The organism is Sphingomonas donggukensis, assembly GCF_023674425.1.
In the GTDB taxonomy this organism is placed as follows: Bacteria; Pseudomonadota; Alphaproteobacteria; order Sphingomonadales; family Sphingomonadaceae; genus Sphingomonas; species Sphingomonas donggukensis.
The window spans coordinates 513,366-532,622 of record NZ_CP098401.1; the positions used below are offsets into that span (position 1 = coordinate 513,366).

Genomic DNA, 19,257 nt, shown 5'->3' on the forward strand with positions numbered 1-19,257 from the left:
AATTAACCATCGGTGCGCGGGGGCGGCACCAGCAGGGAGTGACAGGATGCGCAACCTTTTGACCGCCGCGACGATCGCCGGATGTGCGCTGGCCGCGGCGCCCGCCGCCGACGCGCAGGCTATTGCCCAGGCGCGCAGCGCGGGCGGCACCGTCGTGACGCAGGCGCCCGCCGGCGGCGCGGCCTTCGCGCAGTCGAGCGCGCCGATCGTGCGCACCACCGCGCCCGCGGGCAGCTGGACCGCGACCACCGCGCAGCGTCGTGGCGGCATGTGGCAGGGGCGCCCGACGATGCCGCGCACCGGCAATCCGGGCATGCGCTGGGGCCAGTCGATCGGCGGGCGCTGGCACGGCGGCGTGCGCGCCCCCGGCGGCTGGGCGGCCTATCGCCGGCCCGCGCGCGGCTGGGTGCTGCCGGGCTACTGGTTCGCGCCGAGCTTCTACGTGAACGACTATGCCGCCTACGGCCTCGGCGCGCCGCCTTACGGCTATACGTGGACGCGCTATTACGACGACGCCGTCTTGGTAGATGGGCGGGGCCGGGTGTACGACAGCGTGACCGGGCTCGACTGGGATCGCTACGCCTATGACGACCGCGCCTATGACGATGGCGACCGTTATTATGCGGACGGCGCCGACGACCACTATGGTCCGCGCCCGCGCGGCGACCGCGGGATGGGCGGCGCGGTGATCGGCGGAGTCGTGGGCGGCGTCGCCGGCAACGTCATCGCGGGGCGCGGCAACCGCCTGCCGGGCACGATCGTCGGCGCCGGTGTCGGTGCGGTCGTCGGCAGCGCGATCGACCGGGCGGAGGACCGCGACGACCGCCGCGGCGCGCGCCGCCCGCTGCCGCCGATCGCGCCCGACCATGCGCCGCCGCCGTCGCCGGGCTACGGCTATGGGTCAATGCCGTACGGCCACGGCTATTCGCGGACGTGGGTCGCAGGCGGCAGCAGCTATGCGGCGGGCAGCACGATCGTCCACGTCCAGCCGACCGTCACGACGACGACCACGACGACCACCGAATATGTCTATGAGACGGCGGCGCGCGCTTCGTACAAGAAACGCAGCTATCGCAAGCCGGTGGTGCGGTCGAAAATCCTCTCGCGCGATTGCCGCTGCAACTACACGAAATGAGGCGGTTCGGGCGGGCGCGCGGCGTCCGCCCGTTCAGCTCATCCTGTCGATGTCCTCGCGGGTGAGCCCGCCGGGGATAATCATCACTGGTACCGACAGGCTGCCCGCGTCGGCGCCTGCGAAGTGGCTGACCAGCGGGCCGGGCGCGCCGCTGGCGGCGGCCCCCAGCACCAGCGCGGCGACGTCGGGCGTGGCTGCGATCATCTCGCGCACGATCTTCGGCCCGTCGCCCTGGCGGACCACGATCGAGGGCGTGACCCCCGATTCGGCGAAGAGCGTGCCCGCCGCCCCGGCGACGATCGCCTCGGCGTGCAGCCGCGCTTCCTCTTCGATGGTCGCCTGGACGCCGCCCCATTGCACGAATTCGGCGGGTGCGATGAGCGCGAGGATGACGACGCCGCCGCCGGTCTTCACCGCGCGCCGCGCGGCGAAGCGCAGCGCGATCTCCGCCTCCGGGCTGTCGTCCACCACCACCAGATAGGTGCGCATCGCCGTTCCCCTCTTCCGGCAGCAGGGGTGACGCAAGCGCGCGCCTGACGCAAGCGTCAGCCTTGACCCGGCCCCGCCCGGGCGCAAGAGAGATGGCCCCCAGGACTTACAGGATCCGTCATGGCGATTGACCTCAAGATGCCCGCGCTCTCCCCGACGATGGAGGAAGGCACGCTCGCCAAATGGCTGGTGAAGGAAGGCGACGTCGTGAAATCGGGCGATCTGCTCGCCGAGATCGAGACCGACAAGGCGACGATGGAGTTCGAGGCGGTCGACGAGGGCACGATCGCCAAGATCCTGGTGGCCGAGGGCACCGACGGGGTGAAGGTCGGCACCGTGATCGCGCAGATCGCCGCCGAGGGCGAGGACGCGAGCGCCGCGCCGGCGCCCGAGGCGAAGGCCGAGGCTCCGAAGGCCGAGGCTCCGAAGGCGGAGGCTCCGAAGCCCGAAGCACCCAAGCCCGCCGAAGCGCCGAAGGCCGCAGCGCCAGCGCCAGCGCCAGCACCCGCGTCCAGCGGCGACCGCATCAAGGCGTCGCCGCTCGCCCGCCGCATCGCCGCCGAAAAGGGCATCGAGCTGTCGTCGCTGTCGGGGTCCGGGCCGAACGGTCGCATTGTGAAGGCCGACCTGGAGGGCGCCAAGAGCGGGGCCGCACCGACTGCGCAGCCGGCTGCCGCCGCTGCCGAGACGCCCGCTACCGCACCCGCCGCCGCACCGGCGCCGTCGAAGGTCTGGTACGACGAGAGCATCCCGCACAGCGTCGAGAAGCTCAGCAACATCCGCAAGACGATCGCGCGCCGCCTGACCGAATCGAAGCAGACGGTGCCGCACATCTATCTGACGGTCGACATCCGCCTCGACGCGCTGCTGAAGCTGCGCAGCGATCTCAACAAGGCGCTCGAGGCGCGGGGCGTGAAGCTGTCGGTGAACGACCTGCTCATCAAGGCGCTGGGCGTCGCTCTGGAGGCGACGCCGAAATGCAACGTCACCTTCACTGGCGACAATCTGGTCAGCTACACCCGGGCCGACGTGTCGGTCGCGGTGTCGACGCCGACGGGCCTCATCACCCCGATCATCCGCGACGCCGCCAATGCGTCTCCGTCGAGCATCTCCACGCAGATGAAGGAGCTGGCGGGCCGCGCCAAGGAAGGCAAGCTGAAGCCAGAGGAATATCAGGGCGGCACCGCCAGCCTGTCGAACATGGGCATGTTCGGCATCAAGCAGTTCGAAGCGGTCATCAATCCGCCGCAGGGCATGATCATGGCGATCGGCGCGGGCGAGAAGCGGCCCTATGTCATCGACGACGCGCTGGGCGTCGCGACGGTCATGTCGGCGACCGGCAGCTTCGATCACCGCGCGATCGACGGCGCCGACGGGGCCGAACTGATGAAGGCGTTCAAGGCGCTGGTCGAATCCCCGCTGGGCATGATCGCCTGAGGGGCGCCCCGCCGTGCCGTCCCGCACCCTGACAGAGCTGTTCCACATAGTGGCGGGCCTGGCCGCGACGGTCGCGATCGTCGCGGTCGCGGCCTGGGCGTACCCGCTGGCGCGTCACGAGATCCGCGTCGTCGGCTGGATGGCGGCGGCGATCGTCGTGGCGATGGGCGTGCGTCCGCTGCGCCGCGCCTGGGCGGTCGATCATCAGGAGCGCGGCGGTGAGTGAGCTGCCGGCGGCCCCCGCGGCAACGCCGCCCGCGGGCGAACCGGTCATCCGCGTCATCGCGATGCCCGCGGATGCCAATCCTTACGGCGATATCTTCGGCGGGTGGCTGATGAGCTGGATGGATTCCGCCGCTGGCTCGGTCGCCTCGCTGCACTGCGGCGGACGCGCCGTCACCATCGCGATGGACGGCATGCAGTTCCTGAACCCGGTGTTCGTCGGTGACGAGCTGTCGGTCTATGCGACGCTGGTGAAGGCCGGGCGCACGTCGATGACCATCGATGTCGAGGCGTGGCGCCGCCACCGCCACGAAGCCGCGCGCCACAAGGTGACGCAGGCGCAATTCGTGTTCGTCGCGATCGACGAACATCGCCGTCCGCGGGCGATCGCGGGATGACGGGCCTGCTCGCCTATCCGGTCGCGCTGCTCGCCGCGCTGCCCACGACGCTCTGCGTGCTGGGGCTGTGGGTGCTGCATTCCCGCGTCGTGGACGGGAACAGCGTCGACAGCGTGTTCCTGTCGTTCGTGTTCCTGTTCGTGACCCTGATCTTCTGCGTGTCGATCGTCGCCAATCTGGCCGCGGTCGCGATCGGTCAGGTGGCGAGCCTGGCGGCGCCGCGACTGGGCGGCTGGGCGACGATCGGCGCGGCGGGCGTACTGGTGTGTGCCCTCTGTGCGTGGACGCAGCGCGGCTCGGGGCGGCTGTTTGCCGGGCCGGCACCGGTGTCCGCGCTACCGGTCGCGCTGTTCGCGCTTGCCGACATGATGATCCTTGCCGGCGGGCTCAGCCTGCTGCCGCATCCACTGACTTTCTGACGGGAGCTGATCCTTTGGCTGACACCTACGACCTCATCGTGCTCGGCTCCGGGCCGGGCGGCTATGTCGCGGCGATCCGCGCGGCGCAGCTGGGGATGAAGACCGCGATCGTCGAGCGCGAGAATCTGGGCGGCATCTGCCTGAACTGGGGCTGCATCCCGACCAAGGCGCTGCTGCGCTCGGCGGAGATCTTCCACTATATGCAGCACGCCAAGGACTATGGGCTGGTCGCCGAGAAGATCAGCGCCGACCTGGACGCGGTGGTGAAGCGCTCGCGCGGGGTCGCGAAGCAGCTCAATCAGGGCGTTACGCACCTGATGAAGAAGAACAAGATTGCAGTCCACATGGGCACCGGCAAGCTGACCGGGAAGGGCAGGCTGACCGTCACCGCCGCGGACGGCAAGACGACCGAGCTGACCGCGAAGAACATCATCGTCGCCACCGGCGCTCGCGCTCGCGATCTGCCCGGCACCCCTGCCGACGGCAAGCGCGTGTGGACCTATCGCCACGCGATGGTGCCGACCGAGATGCCACGCAAGCTGCTGGTCATCGGATCGGGCGCGATCGGGATCGAATTCGCGAGCTTTTACAACGACATGGGCGCCGAGGTGACCGTGGTCGAGATGATGGACCGGATCGTGCCGGTCGAGGACGCCGACGTCTCCGCCTTCTTGGAAAAGGCACTGAAGAAACAGGGCATGACGATCCTGACGGGTGCGGGCGTGTCCGACATCAAGGTCGGCGGCGCGAGCGTGACCGCGAAGCTGAAGGACAAGGCCGGCAAGGTCACCGACGCCGAATTCAGCCACGTCATCGTCGCGATCGGCATCGTGCCCAACACCGCCGACATCGGCTTGAAGGAACTGGGCGTCGCGGTGGACGACCGCGGCTTCCTGAAGACCGACGCAACCTGCAGGACCAATGTCGAGGGGATTTACGCGATCGGCGACATCACCGCGCCGCCGTGGCTGGCGCACAAGGCGAGCCACGAGGGCGTGATCGCGGTCGAGGCGATCGCGGGCAAGCATCCGCACGCGATGGACCCGCTGAACATCCCCGGCTGCACCTATTGCCACCCCCAGGTCGCCAGCGTCGGCCTGACCGAGGCGAAGGCGAAGGAGGCGGGCTACGAGCTGAAGGTCGGCACCTTCCCGTTCATCGGCAACGGCAAGGCGATCGCGCTCGGCGAAGCGGAAGGCTTCATCAAGACGGTGTTCGACGCGAAGACCGGCGAGCTGCTGGGTGCGCATATGGTCGGGGCCGAGGTGACCGAGCTGATCCAGGGCTATACCGTCGGCAAGCAGCTCGAGACGACCGAGGCGGAGCTGATGGAAACGGTGTTCCCGCACCCGACGCTATCCGAAATGATGCACGAAAGCGTGCTGGCCGCCTACGGACGCCAGCTGCACATGTGAGGGCGCCTCGCCCGTCTATCGGCGGGCGATGGCCATCGGCGCTTCGGGCGTCGCGATCGGGGACCAGTCGAAGGCGGGGCTCGGATACGGCGCGTTGTCGTTCGCCGGGCGGCGCGGTGGCGGGCGTTGCCAGCGGCGCACCGCGTGGGCCAGGGCATAGGCGCTCACGCCGATGGCAAAGGTGGTCGCGACCGCAAGCACCGCATCTCGCCATGTCGGGGGCAGGGCGCTCAGGATCCGCGCGATCGTGGGGAGCGACAGCGCGACCATGCTCCAGCCCGCCACGACCGCCATCGCCAGCGCGGTTGAGGCGGCGTGCAGCCTGCGGCGGGGAAGGGGAATCGCGGCCATTGCGCATGCTCATGCGCGCGTCCCGGTTGCGGACCGGTTAAGTCCGGCGCTGCCCCCGCGCTCCTGTTGACCGATACCGGGGTGCCGCGTATAGGCCTGCCGCGTCTCGTGAGCGGCAAACCGGTGATTCTTCGCCGCTGCCATCCAGCCCGCGGGACAAGAGCTGAACGTTGCTGGAGACTGTTGGGCCCGGGGGGCATCGCTTCCCATGGCCCTTCTGTCGTTTCGACGCCTGAGGGCTTCAGCAAAGTAACCGCCGGAATGTGCCGGTAACGAAAAAGGTGAAGGGCTTCATGCCAACGATCAACCAGCTGGTCCGCAAGGGCCGCGACCCGCAGAAGGCCAAGTCGAAGGTCCCTGCGATGGAACAGAACCCGCAGAAGCGCGGCGTCTGCACCCGAGTCTATACGACGACCCCGAAGAAGCCGAACTCGGCTCTGCGCAAGGTGGCCAAGGTTCGCCTGACCAACCAGCGCGAAGTCATTTCGTACATCCCGGGCGAGGGCCACAACCTTCAGGAGCACTCGGTGGTCCTGATCCGCGGCGGCCGTGTCCGCGATCTTCCCGGCGTTCGCTACCACGTCCTGCGCGGCGTGCTCGATACGCAGGGCGTGAAGGATCGCAAGCAGTCGCGTTCCAAGTACGGCGCAAAGCGTCCGAAGTAAGCCGGTCGGCTTTTTAGCCGATCCTTAGAATGGCTGAAGTTTAGAAGGAATTTGAAATGGCTCGTCGTCGTCGTCCCGAAAAGCGGGAAATCCTGCCTGATCCCAAGTTTGGTGATGAGGTTCTGTCGAAGTTCATGAACAGCGTGATGCTGGACGGCAAGAAGTCCGTCGCGGAAGGCATCGTCTATTCGGCGATGGAAACCGTCGAGCAGCGCGCCAAGCGCGAGCCGATCGGCGTGTTCCACGACGCGCTGAACAACATCAAGCCGGGCATCGAGGTCCGTTCGCGCCGCGTCGGCGGTGCGACCTACCAGGTGCCGGTCGAGGTGCGTCCCGAGCGCGCCCAGGCGCTGGCGATCCGCTGGCTCATCACCGCGGCGCGCAACCGCAGCGAGCACACCATGTCGGCACGCCTCTCGGGCGAGCTGATGGATGCCGCCAACAACCGCGGCAACGCCGTGAAGAAGCGCGAAGACACGCACCGCATGGCCGAAGCCAACCGCGCGTTCTCGCACTACCGCTGGTAAGGCTTCAAGTCGCTGTAATCGAAACTATATAGTGGGGAGCTGGATCGTCCGGCTCCCCACATTTCCAAGGAAGCATGACAATGGCCCGCAGCCATCCGCTCGAGCGTTACCGCAATATCGGCATCATGGCGCACATCGACGCCGGCAAGACGACGACGACCGAGCGCATCCTCTATTACACCGGCAAGTCCTACAAGATCGGCGAAGTGCATGAAGGCACCGCGACGATGGACTGGATGGAGCAGGAGCAGGAGCGCGGGATCACGATCACGTCGGCTGCGACCACCTGCAAGTGGAAGGCCGAGGACGGCGCGGGCCCCGAGCACCTCATCAACATCATCGACACCCCCGGCCACGTCGACTTCACGATCGAAGTCGAGCGTTCGCTGCGCGTGCTCGACGGCGCGGTCGCGTGCTTCGACGGCGTTGCGGGCGTCGAGCCGCAGTCGGAAACCGTGTGGCGTCAGGCTGACAAGTACGGCGTGCCGCGCATGTGCTTCGTCAACAAGCTCGACCGCACCGGCGCCGATTTCTATTTCTGCGTGCAGTCGATCATCGATCGCCTGGGTGCGAAGCCGGCCGTGCTGTATCTCCCGATCGGCATGGAAGGCGGCTTCAAGGGCCTGGTCGACCTGGTCGAGAACCGCGCGATCATCTGGCTCGAAGAGTCGCTGGGCGCGAAGTTCGAATATCAGGACATCCCGGACGACCTGAAGGACAAGGCCGCCGACTATCGCAACCAGCTGATCGAGCTGGCGGTCGAGCAGGACGACGACGCGATGGAGCAGTACCTCGAGGGTAACGAGCCCGACGCGAAGACGCTGAAGGCGCTGATCCGCAAGGGGACGCTGGGCATGGCGTTCGTGCCGGTCGTCTGCGGCTCGGCGTTCAAGAACAAGGGCGTGCAGCCCCTGCTCGACGCGGTCGTCGACTATCTGCCGAGCCCGCTCGACGTGCCGGCGATCAAGGGCATCCTGCCGAACGGCGACGAGGCCGATCGCCCGTCGTCGGACGACGCACCGTTCTCGGCGCTGGCGTTCAAGATCATGAACGACCCGTTCGTCGGCACGCTGACCTTCGCGCGCATCTATTCGGGCAAGCTCGAGACGGCGTCGCAGGTCCTGAACTCGGTGAAGGACAAGAAGGAAAAGGTCGGCCGCATGCTGCTGATGCATGCGAACGAGCGTGAGGACATCCAGGTGGCCTATGCCGGCGACATCGTCGCTCTGGCGGGCCTGAAGGACACGACGACCGGCGACACGCTGTGCGCGACGGCCGCACCGATCGTGCTCGAGCGGATGGAATTCCCCGAGCCCGTCATCGAGCTGTCGGTGGAGCCGAAGACCAAGGCCGACCAGGAGAAGATGGGCGTCGCGCTCAATCGCCTGGCGCGCGAGGATCCGTCGTTCCGCGTGACCTCGGACGCTGAGAGCGGCCAGACGATCATCAAGGGGATGGGCGAGCTCCACCTCGAGATCATCGTCGATCGCATGAAGCGCGAGTTCAAGGTCGAGGCGAACGTCGGCGCGCCGCAGGTGGCGTACCGCGAGTACCTCGGCAAGCCGGTCGACATCGACTACACGCACAAGAAGCAGTCGGGCGGTACCGGCCAGTTCGGTCGCGTGAAGGTAAAGCTGACGCCGGGCGAGCGCGGTTCGGGCATCGTCTTCAAGGACGAGATCAAGGGCGGCAACATTCCGAAGGAATATCTGCCGGCGATCGAAAAGGGCTTCCGCGAGACGGCAGCCTCGGGCTCGCTGGTCGGCTTCCCGATCATCGATTTCGAGATCGTGCTGTATGACGGCGCCTACCATGACGTCGACTCGTCGGCGCTGGCGTTCGAAATCACCGCGCGTGGTGCGATGCGTGAAGCGGCGCAGAAGTCGGGCATCAAGCTGCTCGAGCCGATCATGAAGGTCGAGGTCGTCACCCCGGAGGATTATCTGGGCGACGTCATCGGCGACATGAACAGTCGCCGCGGCCAGATCCAGGGCACCGACACCCGCGGCAACGCGCAGGCGGTCGAGGCGATGGTGCCGCTGGCCAACATGTTCGGTTACGTGAACCAGCTGCGCTCGTTTACGCAGGGCCGCGCGCAGTACAGCATGCAGTTCTCGCACTATGACGAAGTGCCCCAGAACGTCGCCGACGAGGTGAAGGCCAAATTGGCTTGAGCCGAGGCGCCCGGAACCAGTGAAGCTGGCTCCGGGACGCGCGGAGGCCGGCCGGCTGCGGGCACCGCAGTCCGACGACAGCGGATTTACTCCGCTGTCTGCCTCTCCATCACGGTAGGGGCTGGCGTTGAATTGAATCCCCCGTTAAGGGGCCGCGTTCGCGTGGCGCCCTTACCGGCCGCGAAATTGATCCAGAAGGTAGGAAACCATGGCAAAAGCAAAGTTCGAGCGGAACAAGCCGCATCTCAACATCGGCACCATCGGTCACGTCGACCACGGCAAGACCTCGCTGACGGCCGCCATCACCAAGGTGCTGGCAGAGAACGTCGCGGGCAACGCAGCGGTCGATTTCGCCAACATCGACAAGGCTCCGGAAGAGCGTGAGCGCGGCATCACGATCTCGACCGCGCACGTCGAGTACGAGACCGACAAGCGTCACTACGCGCACGTCGATTGCCCCGGCCACGCCGACTATGTGAAGAACATGATCACCGGCGCCGCCCAGATGGACGGCGCGATCCTGGTCGTCGCCGCCACCGACGGCCCGATGCCGCAGACCAAGGAGCACATCCTGCTCGCGCGTCAGGTCGGCGTGCCGACGATGGTCGTCTTCCTGAACAAGGTCGACCTGGTCGACGATGAGGAAATCCTCGAGCTGGTCGAGATGGAAATCCGCGAAGAGCTCAGCAAGCGTGAGTTCGACGGCGACAACATCCCGATCATCCGCGGTTCGGCGACTGCCGCGCTGTCGGGTTCGGACGACAAGCTGGGCAAGGACGCGGTCCTCGCGCTCATGGCCGCCGTCGACGAGTCGATCCCGCAGCCCGAGCGTCCGCTCGACAAGCCGTTCATGATGCCGATCGAGGACGTGTTCTCGATCTCGGGTCGCGGCACGGTCGTCACCGGTCGCGTCGAGACCGGCATCGTCAAGGTTGGTGAGGAAGTCGAGATCGTCGGCATCCACCCGGAAGTCCGCAAGACCACGGTCACCGGCGTCGAAATGTTCCGCAAGCTGCTCGACCAGGGCCAGGCCGGCGACAACGTCGGCGCGCTGATCCGCGGCGTCGCTCGTGACGAAGTGGAGCGTGGCCAGGTGCTCGCGAAGCCGGGTTCGATCAAGCCGCACACCGACTTCCAGTCGTCGGTGTACGTGCTGTCGAAGGACGAGGGTGGCCGTCACACGCCGTTCTTCGCCAACTATCGTCCGCAGTTCTACTTCCGCACGACGGACGTGACCGGCACGATCGAGCTGCCCGAGGGCACCGAGATGGTCATGCCGGGCGACGAAGTCGCTCTCGGCATCAAGCTGATCGCACCGATCGCCATGGACGTGGGCCAGCGCTTCACGATCCGCGAGGGTGGCCGCACCGTCGGCGCCGGCGTCGTCAGCCAGATCGACAAGTAAGTCTCTTTTGAGACGAGCTGCCGCCCGGCACTCCGTAATGGAGTGTCGGGCGGTTGCTTTTTATGGAGGCGCTCTGTAAGGGCCGCCCTCCAGTTTGAGTTCAACAGTCAAGAGCCGCCCCCAGGCGGCCCGCTCTTTCGCATCGGTGAGACCATGGAAACGCAGAATATCCGCATCCGCCTGAAGGCGTTCGACCACCGCGTGCTCGACAGCGCCACCGGAGAGATCGCCGACACCGCCCGCCGCACCGGCGCCCTGATCCGTGGTCCCATCCCGCTGCCGACGCGCATCGAGAAGTTCACGGTCAACCGTGGTCCCCACATCGACAAGAAGAGCCGCGAGCAGTTCGAGGTGCGTACGTACAAGCGCATGCTCGACATCGTGCAGCCGACCGCCAACACGGTCGATGCGCTGATGAAGCTCGACCTGGCCGCCGGCGTCGACGTGGAAATCAAGCTCGCGTGATGCGCGCTTTCGTCGCGCGGGAGATGATCCGGCGCGACGGTGGGGCTGTTGACGGAAGCACCCGCTTCCCCTAATGGCTCCACACCCGGCGGGGTTGATTCTTCGCCGTGCTTGCGTCGCCGGATACGGCGACGCGCAGAAAGCAGGGATACCGGCCAGTCTGACTGGCGCCTGAGTCCCCGTCTTTCGCTTTATGACGAAGCGAAAACATTGGCCCTGACGGGGGCACTTGGAATTGGGCTGGCTCTTCGGCGGTGACGCTGGGGGGCCTTTTCGTTGGCACGCTCCCCGGACACCCGCGGAGCCTCTGTTTGGAAGGGAATACGCATCATGCGCACAGGCGTGATCGCGAAGAAGTTGGGCATGACCCGGCTGTTCCAGGACGATGGGCGCCACGTGCCCGTGACCGTCCTGCAGCTCGATGGTCTCCAGGTCGTCGCACGCAAGGAATCGGATCGTGACGGTTATGTCGCGGTGCAGCTGGGCGCGGGCAGCGCCAAGGCCAAGAACGTCGCCAAGCCGCAGCGCGGCATGTTCGGTAAGGCCGAGGTGGAGCCCAAGGCCAAGCTGGTCGAGTTCCGCGTTTCCGACGACAATCTGCTGGACGTGGGCGCCGAGATTTCGGCCGACCATTTCGCCAGCGGTCAGCTGGTCGACGTGCAGGGCGTAACGCAGGGCAAGGGCTTCGCCGGCGCCATGAAGCGTTGGGGCTTCGGCGGTCTGCGCGCGACGCACGGCGTCTCGGTCTCGCACCGTTCGCACGGTTCGACCGGTAACCGCCAGGATCCGGGCCGCGTCTTCAAGAACAAGAAGATGGCCGGCCACATGGGCGCGCGCAACCGCACCCAGCAGAACCTCGAGATCGTGTCGACCGACGTCGAGCGCGGCCTGATCTTCGTCAAGGGCTCGGTGCCCGGCTCGAAGGGTGGCTGGCTGATCGTCAAGGACGCGGTCAAGGTTCCGGCGCATGCCGACACCCCGTATCCGGCCAGCCTGAAGCAGGCTGCCAACAGCAACACCGCAGCGGACACGCCGGCCGAGCAGGCCCAGGCACCCGAAGCGACCGACGGCCAGGAGGGCTGAACGTGAAGGTCAAGGTTCAATCCTTCGACGCCAAGGCGAAGGCTGCCGACGCCGAGCTCAACGACGCCATCTTCGGCGTCGAGCCGCGCGCCGACATCCTGCACCGCGTCGTCACCTGGCAGCTCGAGAAGCGTCGCGGCACCGCCCGCGGCACGCGCGAGCGGTCCGAGGTCGCCCGCACGGGCAAGAAGTTCGGTCGCCAGAAGGGCGGCGGTACCGCTCGTCACGGCGATCGCCGCGCGCCGATCTTCATCGGTGGTGGTAAGGCGCACGGCGCTCGTGTTCGCGACTTCAACCCGTCGCTGAACAAGAAGATTCGCGCGCTCGGCCTGAAGATGGCGCTGTCGACCCATGCCAAGGCAGGGTCGCTGGTGGTCATGGACAGCCTGGCCGTCGCCGAGAACAAGACCAAGACGCTGCTGGCGGACTGGGCGAAGCTCGGCACGGGCAAGACCGCGTTGGTCATCGACGGCGACATGGTCGACACGAGCTTCGCACTGGCCGCGGGCAACCTGCACACGATCAACGTGCTGCCGGCTGCCGGCGCCAATGTGTACGACATCCTGAAGCATGACACGCTGGTGCTGACCCGCGCCGCTGTCGAGAAGCTGGAGGCGCGCTTCAATGGCTAAGGCTCCGAAGAAGGCGATCGACAATCGCCATTACGACGTGATCGTGGCTCCCCACATCACCGAGAAGTCGACCATGATGTCGGAGCACAACGCGGTTGTGTTCAAGGTGTCGAACGACGCGTCGAAGCCCGAGATCAAGGCCGCTGTCGAGGCGCTGTTCAATGTCTCGGTGATCGGCGTGAACACGCTGGTCCAGAAGGGCAAGACCAAGCGCTGGAAGGGCACGCCCTACAGCCGGTCTGACATGAAGAAGGCGATCGTCACGCTGAAGGACGGCGACTCGATCGACGTCACGCAGGGGGTCAACTAATCATGGCACTCAAGAATTATAACCCGACGTCGCCTGGCGTCCGCGGCCTGATCCTGATCGACCGTTCGACCCTGTACAAGGGTCGTCCGGTCAAGGCGCTGACCGAGGGCAAGACGAAGTCGGGTGGCCGCAACAACAAGGGCCATGTGACCTCGCGCGGCATCGCCGGCGGCCATAAGCAGCGGTACCGCATCATCGACTTCAAGCGTCGCAACTGGGACGTCGAAGGCACCGTGGAGCGGATCGAATATGATCCCAACCGCACCGCCTTCATCGCGCTGGTCAACTACGGCGAAACCGATGGCAAGGCGAACGTCGCCTACATCATCGCGCCGCAGCGCCTGGGCGTCGGCGACAAGGTGATCGCGGGCAAGAAGACCGACGTGAAGCCGGGCAACGCGATGGAACTGGGCTCGATGCCGGTCGGCACGATCGTCCACAACGTCGAGATGAAGCCCGGCAAGGGCGGCCAGATCGCGCGCTCGGCAGGCACCTATGTGCAGGTCGTCGGTCGCGACAAGGGCATGGTGATCGTTCGCCTGAACTCGGGCGAGCAGCGGTACATCCACGCGAACTGCATGGCGACCGTGGGCGCGGTGTCGAACCCCGACAACCAGAACACCAACCTGGGCAAGGCCGGTCGCAACCGTTGGCTGGGCAAGCGCCCGCTGACCCGCGGCGTCGCCAAGAACCCGGTCGACCATCCGCACGGCGGCGGTGAAGGCCGGACCTCGGGCGGCCGTCATCCGGTCACCCCGTGGGGCAAGCCGACGAAGGGTGCGCGCACCCGTCACAACAAGGCGACGGACAAGATGATTATCCGCAGCCGCCACGCGAGGAAGAAGTAATGGCTCGCTCGATCTGGAAGGGTCCGTTCGTGGACCTGAGCCTTCTGAAGAAGGCGGAAACCGCGCAGGACGCAGGTACGCGTGCCGGCCCGATCAAGACCTGGTCGCGTCGCTCGACGATCCTGCCGCAGTTCGTCGGCCTGACCTTCAACGTCTATAACGGCCGCAAGTTCGTGCCGGTGTCGGTGAACGAGGACATGGTCGGCATGAAGCTGGGCGAGTTCGCTCCGACCCGCTTCTTCCCCGGTCACGCCGCTGACAAGAAGGGCAAGCGCTGATGTCTAAGCAAGCAGCTCCGCGCCGCGTGGGCGAGAAGGAAGCGCTGTCGGTCGGCACGCAGATCCGTGGTTCGGCCCAGAAGCTGAACCTGGTCGCCGCGCTGATCCGCAACCAGCCGGTGGGCAAGGCGCTCAACATCCTCGCTTTCTCCAAGAAGGCGATGGCGGTCGACGCCCGCAAGGTGCTCGCCTCGGCGATCGCCAATGCCGAGAACAACCACAACCTCGACGTCGACGCGCTCGTCGTCGCCGAGGCGTCGGTCGGCAAGTCGATCACCATGAAGCGTTTCGCGACCCGCGGCCGTGGCAAGTCCACCCGCATCCTGAAGCCCTACAGCCGTCTGCGCATCGTCGTGCGCGAGCAGGAAGAAGCATAATGGGTCACAAGAGCAACCCCATCGGTCTCCGCCTGCAGATCAACCGCACGTGGGACAGCCGCTGGTTCGCCGAGGGTGCGGACTATGGTCGCCTGCTGCTGGAAGATCTGAAGATCCGCCAGTACATCCTGAAGACGCTGCCCCAGGCCGCGATCTCGAAGGTGGTCATCGAGCGTCCGGCGAAGCTGGCGCGCATCTCGATCTACGCGGCCCGCCCCGGTGTCATCATCGGCAAGAAGGGCACCGACATCGAGAAGCTGCGCAAGACGCTCGGCAAGATGACCTCGTCGGAAGTGTCGCTGAACATCGTCGAGATCCGCAAGCCCGAGATCGATGCCAAGCTGATCGCGCAGGGTATTGCCGACCAGCTCGAGCGTCGTATAGCCTTCCGCCGTGCCATGAAGCGCGCGGTGCAGTCGGCGATGCGCCTGGGTGCCGACGGCATCCGCGTCGCTTGCGGCGGTCGTCTCGGCGGCGCCGAGATCGCGCGTTCGGAGAGCTACCGCGAGGGTCGTGTGCCGCTGCACACGCTGCGCGCGAACCTCGACTATGCCGAGGCGCAGGCCCACACCGCCTACGGCGTGTGCGGCGTGAAGGTCTGGGTGTTCAAGGGCGAGATCCTTGGCCACGACCCGATGGCGCAGGACCGGCTGATGATGGAGGCACAGACCTCCGGCGTGCGCCCGGCGCGCGATGATCGCAGGAACTAATCATGCTGCAACCGAAGAAGACCAAGTTCCGCAAGCAGTTCAAGGGCCGCATCCACGGTGATGCCAAGGGCGGGACGACGCTGAACTTCGGCTCGTACGGGCTGAAGGCGATGGAGCCGGAGCGGATCACCGCACGCCAGATCGAGGCGGCTCGCCGCGCGATCACGCGTCACATCAAGCGCCAGGGGCGTTTGTGGATCCGCATCTTCCCGGACGTCGCGGTTTCGTCGAAGCCGGCCGAAGTCCGCATGGGCTCGGGCAAGGGCGCGCCGGAATATTGGGCGGCACGCGTGAAGCCGGGCCGCATCCTGTTCGAGCTCGACGGTGTCGAGGGGCCGCTCGCCGCGGAGGCGTTCAGCCGCGCCGCGATGAAGCTGCCGATCAAGGTCAAGGTCGTGGCGCGCCTCGGCGATACGTCGCACCTGGAGGGTTGAGATAATGGCTAAGGCAACCGACTTCCGCGCGAAGACCGACGACCAGCTGGGCGAAGAGCTCGGCAACCTGAAGCGCGAGGCGTTCAACCTGCGTTTCCAGGCCGCGACCAGCCAGCTCGAGAAGCCGAGCCGGGTGCGCGAGGTCCGCAAGGATATCGCCCGTATCAAGACGTTGCAGTCCGAGCGTTCGCGCTCGGCTGCCAAGTAAAGGACGAGAGACATGCCGAAGCGCGTGCTGACCGGGGTGATCGTCTCGGACAAGACCGACAAGACGGTGGTGGTGAACGTCGAGCGCAAGGTGAAGCACCCGCTCTACGGCAAGATCATCCGCCGTTCGAAGAAGTATCATGCCCATGACGAGGGCAACGAGTACAAGGCCGGCGAGACGGTGCGGATCGAAGAGACCGCCCCGATGTCCAAGCTGAAGACGTGGAAGGTGATCGAGCGGGTGAATACCCATGCGACGCCGGAGATGATCGCGGCGGAAGCCTCGGCCTAAGTCAGTTTCGGCTCCCCGCACGGAGCCGATGTTTTGGATGGAACCACCTGGCCAGAATCGTTCTGGTCCCGGCAGGCCAGATGAGAAGGATACGGATCGATGATCCAGATGCAGTCCAATCTCGACGTCGCTGACAACAGCGGCGCGAAGCGGGTGCAGTGCATCAAGGTGCTGGGCGGCTCGAAGCGCCGCGTGGCCGGCGTGGGCGACGTCATCGTCGTCAGCGTCAAGGAAGCAGTGCCTAGGGGCCGTGTGAAGAAGGGTGACGTGCACCGTGCCGTCATCGTTCGCACCGCCAAGGACATCCGCCGCGCCGATGGCTCGGTCATCCGCTTCGACGGCAACGCCGCGGTGCTGGTCAACAAGAACGAGGAGCCGATCGGCACCCGTATCTTCGGCCCAGTGGTCCGCGAGCTGCGCTCGAAGGGGTATATGAAGATCATCAGCCTTGCGCCGGAGGTGCTGTAATGGCCGCCGCTCGTATCAAGAAGGGTGACAAGGTCATCGTCCTGTCCGGCAAGGACAAGGGCAAGACCGGCGAAGTCACCGCGTCGATGCCGAAGGACGGCAAGGTCGTGGTGTCGGGCGTGAACATCGCCGTGCGTCACACCAAGCCGTCGCAGGGCGACCCGCAGGGTGGCCTGAAGCGTTCGGAAGCGCCGATGCACGTGTCCAAGGTCGCCCACGTGACCGCGGACGGCAAGCCGACCCGCGTCCGTTTCGAGACCAAGGACGGCAAGAAGGTCCGTGTGGCCGTCAAGACCGGGGAGGCCATCAGTGGCTGACAAGTACACGCCGCGTCTGCGCAAGCAGTACGACGACAGCATCGCCAAGGCGATGACCGAGAAGTTCGGCTACAAGAACGTTATGGAAGTTCCGAAGCTCGACAAGATCGTCATCAACATGGGCGTCGGTGAAGCGACCCAGGATAAGAAGAAGGTCGAGCAGGCCGCTGCCGAGATGCAGAAGATCGCCGGCCAGAAGCCGGTCGTGACCAAGGCGAAGAAGTCGATCGCGCAGTTCAAGCTGCGTGAAGGCATGCCGATCGGTGCGAAGGTGACCCTTCGTCGCGAGCGCATGTACGAGTTCCTCGACCGCCTCGTCACGATCGCGCTGCCGCGCGTCCGCGACTTCCGTGGCCTGAACCCCAAGTCGTTCGACGGCCGCGGCAATTATGCGATGGGTCTGAAGGAACAGCTCGTGTTCCCGGAGATCAGCTATGACAGCATCGACAAGGTGCGCGGCATGGACATCATCGTCACCACCACCGCCAAGACCGATGAAGAAGCTCGCGAGCTTCTCCGTCTCTTCGGCTTCCCGTTCATCGGCATGACCGGTGAGCAGGCCCAGGCAGCGTAAGCGAAAGAGAGCTTAAGTCCGATGGCGAAACTGAGTTCGATCAACAAGAACGAGCGTCGCAAGCAGCTGGTGAAGAAGTACGCCGGCAAATATGCGAAGCTCAAGGCGCAGGCCAACGACGAGTCCCTGGACGAGTCCGAGCGACTGATGGCGCGGTTGAAGATGGCCGAGATTCCCCGCAACGGGAACCCGACGCGCATCCGCAACCGCTGCGAGCTGACCGGCCGTCCGCGCGCGTATTACCGCAAGTTCCGTCTCGCACGCGTGATGCTGCGCGATCTGGCCAACAAGGGCCTGATCCCCGGTCTCACGAAGTCGAGCTGGTAAGGGTCTGACGACATGGCATTGACCGATCCCCTGGGTGACATGCTCACCCGCATCCGCAACGGCCAGCGCGCGCGCAAGGACAGTGTCCTGACGCCGGGCAGCAAGCTGCGGACCCGTGTGCTCGACGTGCTTCAGCGCGAGGGCTATATCCGTGGCTACAGCGAAGAGCAGATGGGCCCCGCGGCCGGCATCCGCATCGAGCTGAAGTATTTCGAGGGCCAGCCGGCGATCAAGCACGTCGCGCGCATCTCGAAGCCGGGTCGCCGCGTCTATTCGGGCAGCCAGGAGCTGCCGCGGATTCGCAACGGCCTTGGCATCACGATCGTCTCGACGCCCCGCGGTGTCCTGTCCGACGCGGAAGCGCGAGAGCAGAACGTCGGTGGCGAAGTGCTGGCGGAGGTGTTCTGATGAGCCGCATCGGCAAGAAGCCGGTTTCGGTACCGGCAGGCGTCAGCGCCTCTATCGACGGCAAGACGCTGAACGTGAAGGGCCCGAAGGGCACCCTGACGCTCGCGATGCGCGACGAGATCAGCTACGCGATCGAGGACGGCAGCATTTCGGTGCAGCCGGCCAACGCAACCAAGCAGGCGCGGGCCTTCTGGGGCATGCAGCGTACGCTGGTGCAGAACCTGGTGACCGGCGTGACCGAGGGCTTCTCGAAGAAGCTGCTCATCACCGGCGTCGGTTATCGCGCGTCGGCCAACGGTCGCAAGCTGAAGCTGCAGCTGGGCTATTCGCATGATGTCGACCTCGAGGTGCCGGAAGGCGTCGAGGTGAAGACCCCCGATCAGACCACGGTCGAGATCTCGGGCAACGACAAGCAGGCGGTCGGCCAGTTTGCCGCGGAAATCCGTCGCTGGCGTAAGCCCGAGCCGTACAAGGGCAAGGGCATCAAGTACGACGGCGAGTATATCTTCCGCAAGGAAGGGAAGAAGAAGTAATGACCAAGGGTCTCTCCCTCTTCGAGAAGCGGCGCCGCCGCAACCGGACCACGCTGCGTGCGCGTGCCGGCACTCGTCCGCGCCTGTCGATCCATCGTTCGGGCAAGCACATCTACGCACAGGTCATCGACGACGCCGAGGGCAAGACCCTCGCCGCCGCATCGACGCTGGGCAAGGACAACGCCGGCAAGACCGGTGCGACGATCGACGCCGCCAAGGCCGTCGGTCAGCGCGTGGCCGAGGCGGCGAAGGCCGCGGGCGTCACCCAGGTCGTCTTCGACCGCGGTGGCTTCCTGTATCACGGTCGCGTCAAGGCGCTGGCGGATGCCGCGCGCGAGAGCGGATTGGAGTTCTAAG

At 66.1% G+C, this 19,257-nt stretch carries 30 protein-coding genes; 28 read left to right on the forward strand and 2 right to left on the reverse strand.

Annotated elements, in window-relative coordinates:
• Positions 1–46: 46 nt before the first annotated feature.
• A complete protein-coding gene (locus tag M9980_RS02480; RefSeq protein ID WP_250752990.1) occupies positions 47–1,135 on the forward strand; it encodes an RcnB family protein in 1,089 nt (362 codons plus the stop codon).
• 33 nt (positions 1,136–1,168) lie between these two features.
• Here M9980_RS02480 and M9980_RS02485 read toward each other — a convergent pair whose 3' ends face one another.
• Positions 1,169–1,624 carry a universal stress protein gene (locus tag M9980_RS02485; RefSeq protein WP_250752991.1) on the reverse strand — a complete coding sequence of 152 codons (456 nt, stop codon included), beginning with the start codon at positions 1,622–1,624 and terminating at the stop codon, positions 1,169–1,171.
• A 120-nt stretch (positions 1,625–1,744) separates the two neighbouring features.
• Between M9980_RS02485 and M9980_RS02490 the strand changes: the two genes are divergently transcribed.
• The 5 genes from M9980_RS02490 (at position 1,745) to lpdA (ending at position 5,515) form a co-directional block, all read left to right on the forward strand.
• Positions 1,745–3,061, forward strand: coding sequence for a pyruvate dehydrogenase complex dihydrolipoamide acetyltransferase (locus M9980_RS02490; RefSeq protein ID WP_250752992.1), 1,317 nt, complete (start codon positions 1,745–1,747; stop codon positions 3,059–3,061).
• 13 nt (positions 3,062–3,074) lie between these two features.
• A complete protein-coding gene (locus tag M9980_RS02495) occupies positions 3,075–3,287 on the forward strand; it encodes a hypothetical protein (protein WP_250752994.1) in 213 nt (70 codons plus the stop codon).
• A gap of 61 nt (positions 3,288–3,348) precedes the next feature.
• Positions 3,349–3,681, forward strand: a complete 333-nt coding sequence (locus M9980_RS02500) for an acyl-CoA thioesterase (RefSeq protein WP_250755033.1) — start codon at positions 3,349–3,351, stop codon at positions 3,679–3,681.
• A complete protein-coding gene (locus M9980_RS02505; protein ID WP_250752995.1) occupies positions 3,678–4,100 on the forward strand; it encodes a hypothetical protein in 423 nt (140 codons plus the stop codon). Before M9980_RS02500 ends, M9980_RS02505 begins: the two co-directional genes overlap by 4 nt.
• 14 nt (positions 4,101–4,114) lie before the next feature.
• Complete coding sequence (lpdA, locus tag M9980_RS02510) at positions 4,115–5,515, forward strand: dihydrolipoyl dehydrogenase (protein ID WP_250752996.1); 1,401 nt, start codon at positions 4,115–4,117, stop codon at positions 5,513–5,515.
• 15 nt (positions 5,516–5,530) lie between these two features.
• Here lpdA and M9980_RS02515 read toward each other — a convergent pair whose 3' ends face one another.
• Complete coding sequence (locus M9980_RS02515; RefSeq protein ID WP_250752998.1) at positions 5,531–5,866, reverse strand: hypothetical protein; 336 nt, start codon at positions 5,864–5,866, stop codon at positions 5,531–5,533.
• 293 nt (positions 5,867–6,159) lie between these two features.
• On the opposite strand from M9980_RS02515, the gene rpsL reads away from it, so the two are divergent.
• The 22 genes from rpsL (at position 6,160) to rplR (ending at position 19,256) form a co-directional block, all read left to right on the forward strand.
• Positions 6,160–6,531: a 30S ribosomal protein S12 gene (rpsL, locus tag M9980_RS02520; protein ID WP_022691828.1), complete on the forward strand. Its 372-nt coding sequence runs from the start codon at positions 6,160–6,162 to the stop codon at positions 6,529–6,531.
• Positions 6,532–6,587: 56 nt separating this feature from the next.
• The gene (gene rpsG, locus M9980_RS02525) at positions 6,588–7,058 is read left to right on the forward strand and encodes a 30S ribosomal protein S7 (protein WP_250753000.1); all 471 of its coding nucleotides are present in this window, start codon (positions 6,588–6,590) and stop codon (positions 7,056–7,058) included.
• 80 nt (positions 7,059–7,138) lie between these two features.
• The gene (fusA, locus tag M9980_RS02530) at positions 7,139–9,232 is read left to right on the forward strand and encodes an elongation factor G (RefSeq protein WP_250753002.1); all 2,094 of its coding nucleotides are present in this window, start codon (positions 7,139–7,141) and stop codon (positions 9,230–9,232) included.
• Positions 9,233–9,440: 208 nt separating this feature from the next.
• Positions 9,441–10,637, forward strand: coding sequence for an elongation factor Tu (gene tuf / locus M9980_RS02535; RefSeq protein ID WP_250753004.1), 1,197 nt, complete (start codon positions 9,441–9,443; stop codon positions 10,635–10,637).
• A gap of 153 nt (positions 10,638–10,790) precedes the next feature.
• On the forward strand, positions 10,791–11,102 hold the full coding sequence (gene rpsJ, locus M9980_RS02540) for a 30S ribosomal protein S10 (RefSeq protein ID WP_097064463.1): 312 nt from the start codon (positions 10,791–10,793) through the stop codon (positions 11,100–11,102).
• 330 nt (positions 11,103–11,432) lie between these two features.
• The gene (gene rplC / locus M9980_RS02545) at positions 11,433–12,185 is read left to right on the forward strand and encodes a 50S ribosomal protein L3 (protein ID WP_250755034.1); all 753 of its coding nucleotides are present in this window, start codon (positions 11,433–11,435) and stop codon (positions 12,183–12,185) included.
• A gap of 2 nt (positions 12,186–12,187) precedes the next feature.
• Positions 12,188–12,817, forward strand: coding sequence for a 50S ribosomal protein L4 (rplD, locus tag M9980_RS02550; protein WP_250753006.1), 630 nt, complete (start codon positions 12,188–12,190; stop codon positions 12,815–12,817).
• The gene (locus tag M9980_RS02555) at positions 12,810–13,127 is read left to right on the forward strand and encodes a 50S ribosomal protein L23 (protein ID WP_250753009.1); all 318 of its coding nucleotides are present in this window, start codon (positions 12,810–12,812) and stop codon (positions 13,125–13,127) included. The genes rplD and M9980_RS02555 overlap by 8 nt, the downstream gene beginning before the upstream one ends.
• A gap of 2 nt (positions 13,128–13,129) precedes the next feature.
• The gene (gene rplB, locus M9980_RS02560) at positions 13,130–13,975 is read left to right on the forward strand and encodes a 50S ribosomal protein L2 (RefSeq protein ID WP_250753012.1); all 846 of its coding nucleotides are present in this window, start codon (positions 13,130–13,132) and stop codon (positions 13,973–13,975) included.
• Positions 13,975–14,253 (forward strand): 30S ribosomal protein S19, encoded by a 279-nt coding sequence (gene rpsS / locus M9980_RS02565; protein ID WP_250753015.1) that lies wholly within the window; start codon positions 13,975–13,977, stop codon positions 14,251–14,253. Before rplB ends, rpsS begins: the two co-directional genes overlap by 1 nt.
• A complete protein-coding gene (rplV, locus tag M9980_RS02570) occupies positions 14,253–14,630 on the forward strand; it encodes a 50S ribosomal protein L22 (RefSeq protein WP_250753018.1) in 378 nt (125 codons plus the stop codon). Before rpsS ends, rplV begins: the two co-directional genes overlap by 1 nt.
• Entirely contained in the window at positions 14,630–15,340 is a 711-nt protein-coding gene (gene rpsC / locus M9980_RS02575) for a 30S ribosomal protein S3 (protein WP_250753021.1), read from the forward strand. Before rplV ends, rpsC begins: the two co-directional genes overlap by 1 nt.
• Positions 15,341–15,342: 2 nt before the next feature.
• Positions 15,343–15,774, forward strand: a complete 432-nt coding sequence (gene rplP, locus M9980_RS02580) for a 50S ribosomal protein L16 (protein ID WP_250753024.1) — start codon at positions 15,343–15,345, stop codon at positions 15,772–15,774.
• A 4-nt stretch (positions 15,775–15,778) separates the two neighbouring features.
• Positions 15,779–15,982, forward strand: a complete 204-nt coding sequence (gene rpmC / locus M9980_RS02585) for a 50S ribosomal protein L29 (protein ID WP_250753027.1) — start codon at positions 15,779–15,781, stop codon at positions 15,980–15,982.
• Positions 15,983–15,994: 12 nt separating this feature from the next.
• Positions 15,995–16,273 carry a 30S ribosomal protein S17 gene (rpsQ, locus tag M9980_RS02590; protein WP_250753029.1) on the forward strand — a complete coding sequence of 93 codons (279 nt, stop codon included), beginning with the start codon at positions 15,995–15,997 and terminating at the stop codon, positions 16,271–16,273.
• A 99-nt stretch (positions 16,274–16,372) separates the two neighbouring features.
• Complete coding sequence (rplN, locus tag M9980_RS02595; RefSeq protein ID WP_250753031.1) at positions 16,373–16,741, forward strand: 50S ribosomal protein L14; 369 nt, start codon at positions 16,373–16,375, stop codon at positions 16,739–16,741.
• A complete protein-coding gene (rplX, locus tag M9980_RS02600; protein ID WP_250753033.1) occupies positions 16,741–17,058 on the forward strand; it encodes a 50S ribosomal protein L24 in 318 nt (105 codons plus the stop codon). The genes rplN and rplX overlap by 1 nt, the downstream gene beginning before the upstream one ends.
• Positions 17,051–17,632 (forward strand): 50S ribosomal protein L5, encoded by a 582-nt coding sequence (gene rplE / locus M9980_RS02605; RefSeq protein WP_250753035.1) that lies wholly within the window; start codon positions 17,051–17,053, stop codon positions 17,630–17,632. Before rplX ends, rplE begins: the two co-directional genes overlap by 8 nt.
• 21 nt (positions 17,633–17,653) lie before the next feature.
• Positions 17,654–17,959 (forward strand): 30S ribosomal protein S14, encoded by a 306-nt coding sequence (gene rpsN / locus M9980_RS02610; protein ID WP_250753037.1) that lies wholly within the window; start codon positions 17,654–17,656, stop codon positions 17,957–17,959.
• Positions 17,960–17,971: 12 nt separating this feature from the next.
• The gene (gene rpsH, locus M9980_RS02615) at positions 17,972–18,367 is read left to right on the forward strand and encodes a 30S ribosomal protein S8 (RefSeq protein ID WP_250753039.1); all 396 of its coding nucleotides are present in this window, start codon (positions 17,972–17,974) and stop codon (positions 18,365–18,367) included.
• Positions 18,367–18,900 carry a 50S ribosomal protein L6 gene (gene rplF, locus M9980_RS02620; RefSeq protein ID WP_250753041.1) on the forward strand — a complete coding sequence of 178 codons (534 nt, stop codon included), beginning with the start codon at positions 18,367–18,369 and terminating at the stop codon, positions 18,898–18,900. Before rpsH ends, rplF begins: the two co-directional genes overlap by 1 nt.
• Positions 18,900–19,256: a 50S ribosomal protein L18 gene (gene rplR, locus M9980_RS02625; protein ID WP_250753043.1), complete on the forward strand. Its 357-nt coding sequence runs from the start codon at positions 18,900–18,902 to the stop codon at positions 19,254–19,256. Before rplF ends, rplR begins: the two co-directional genes overlap by 1 nt.
• Position 19,257 lies beyond the last annotated feature (1 nt).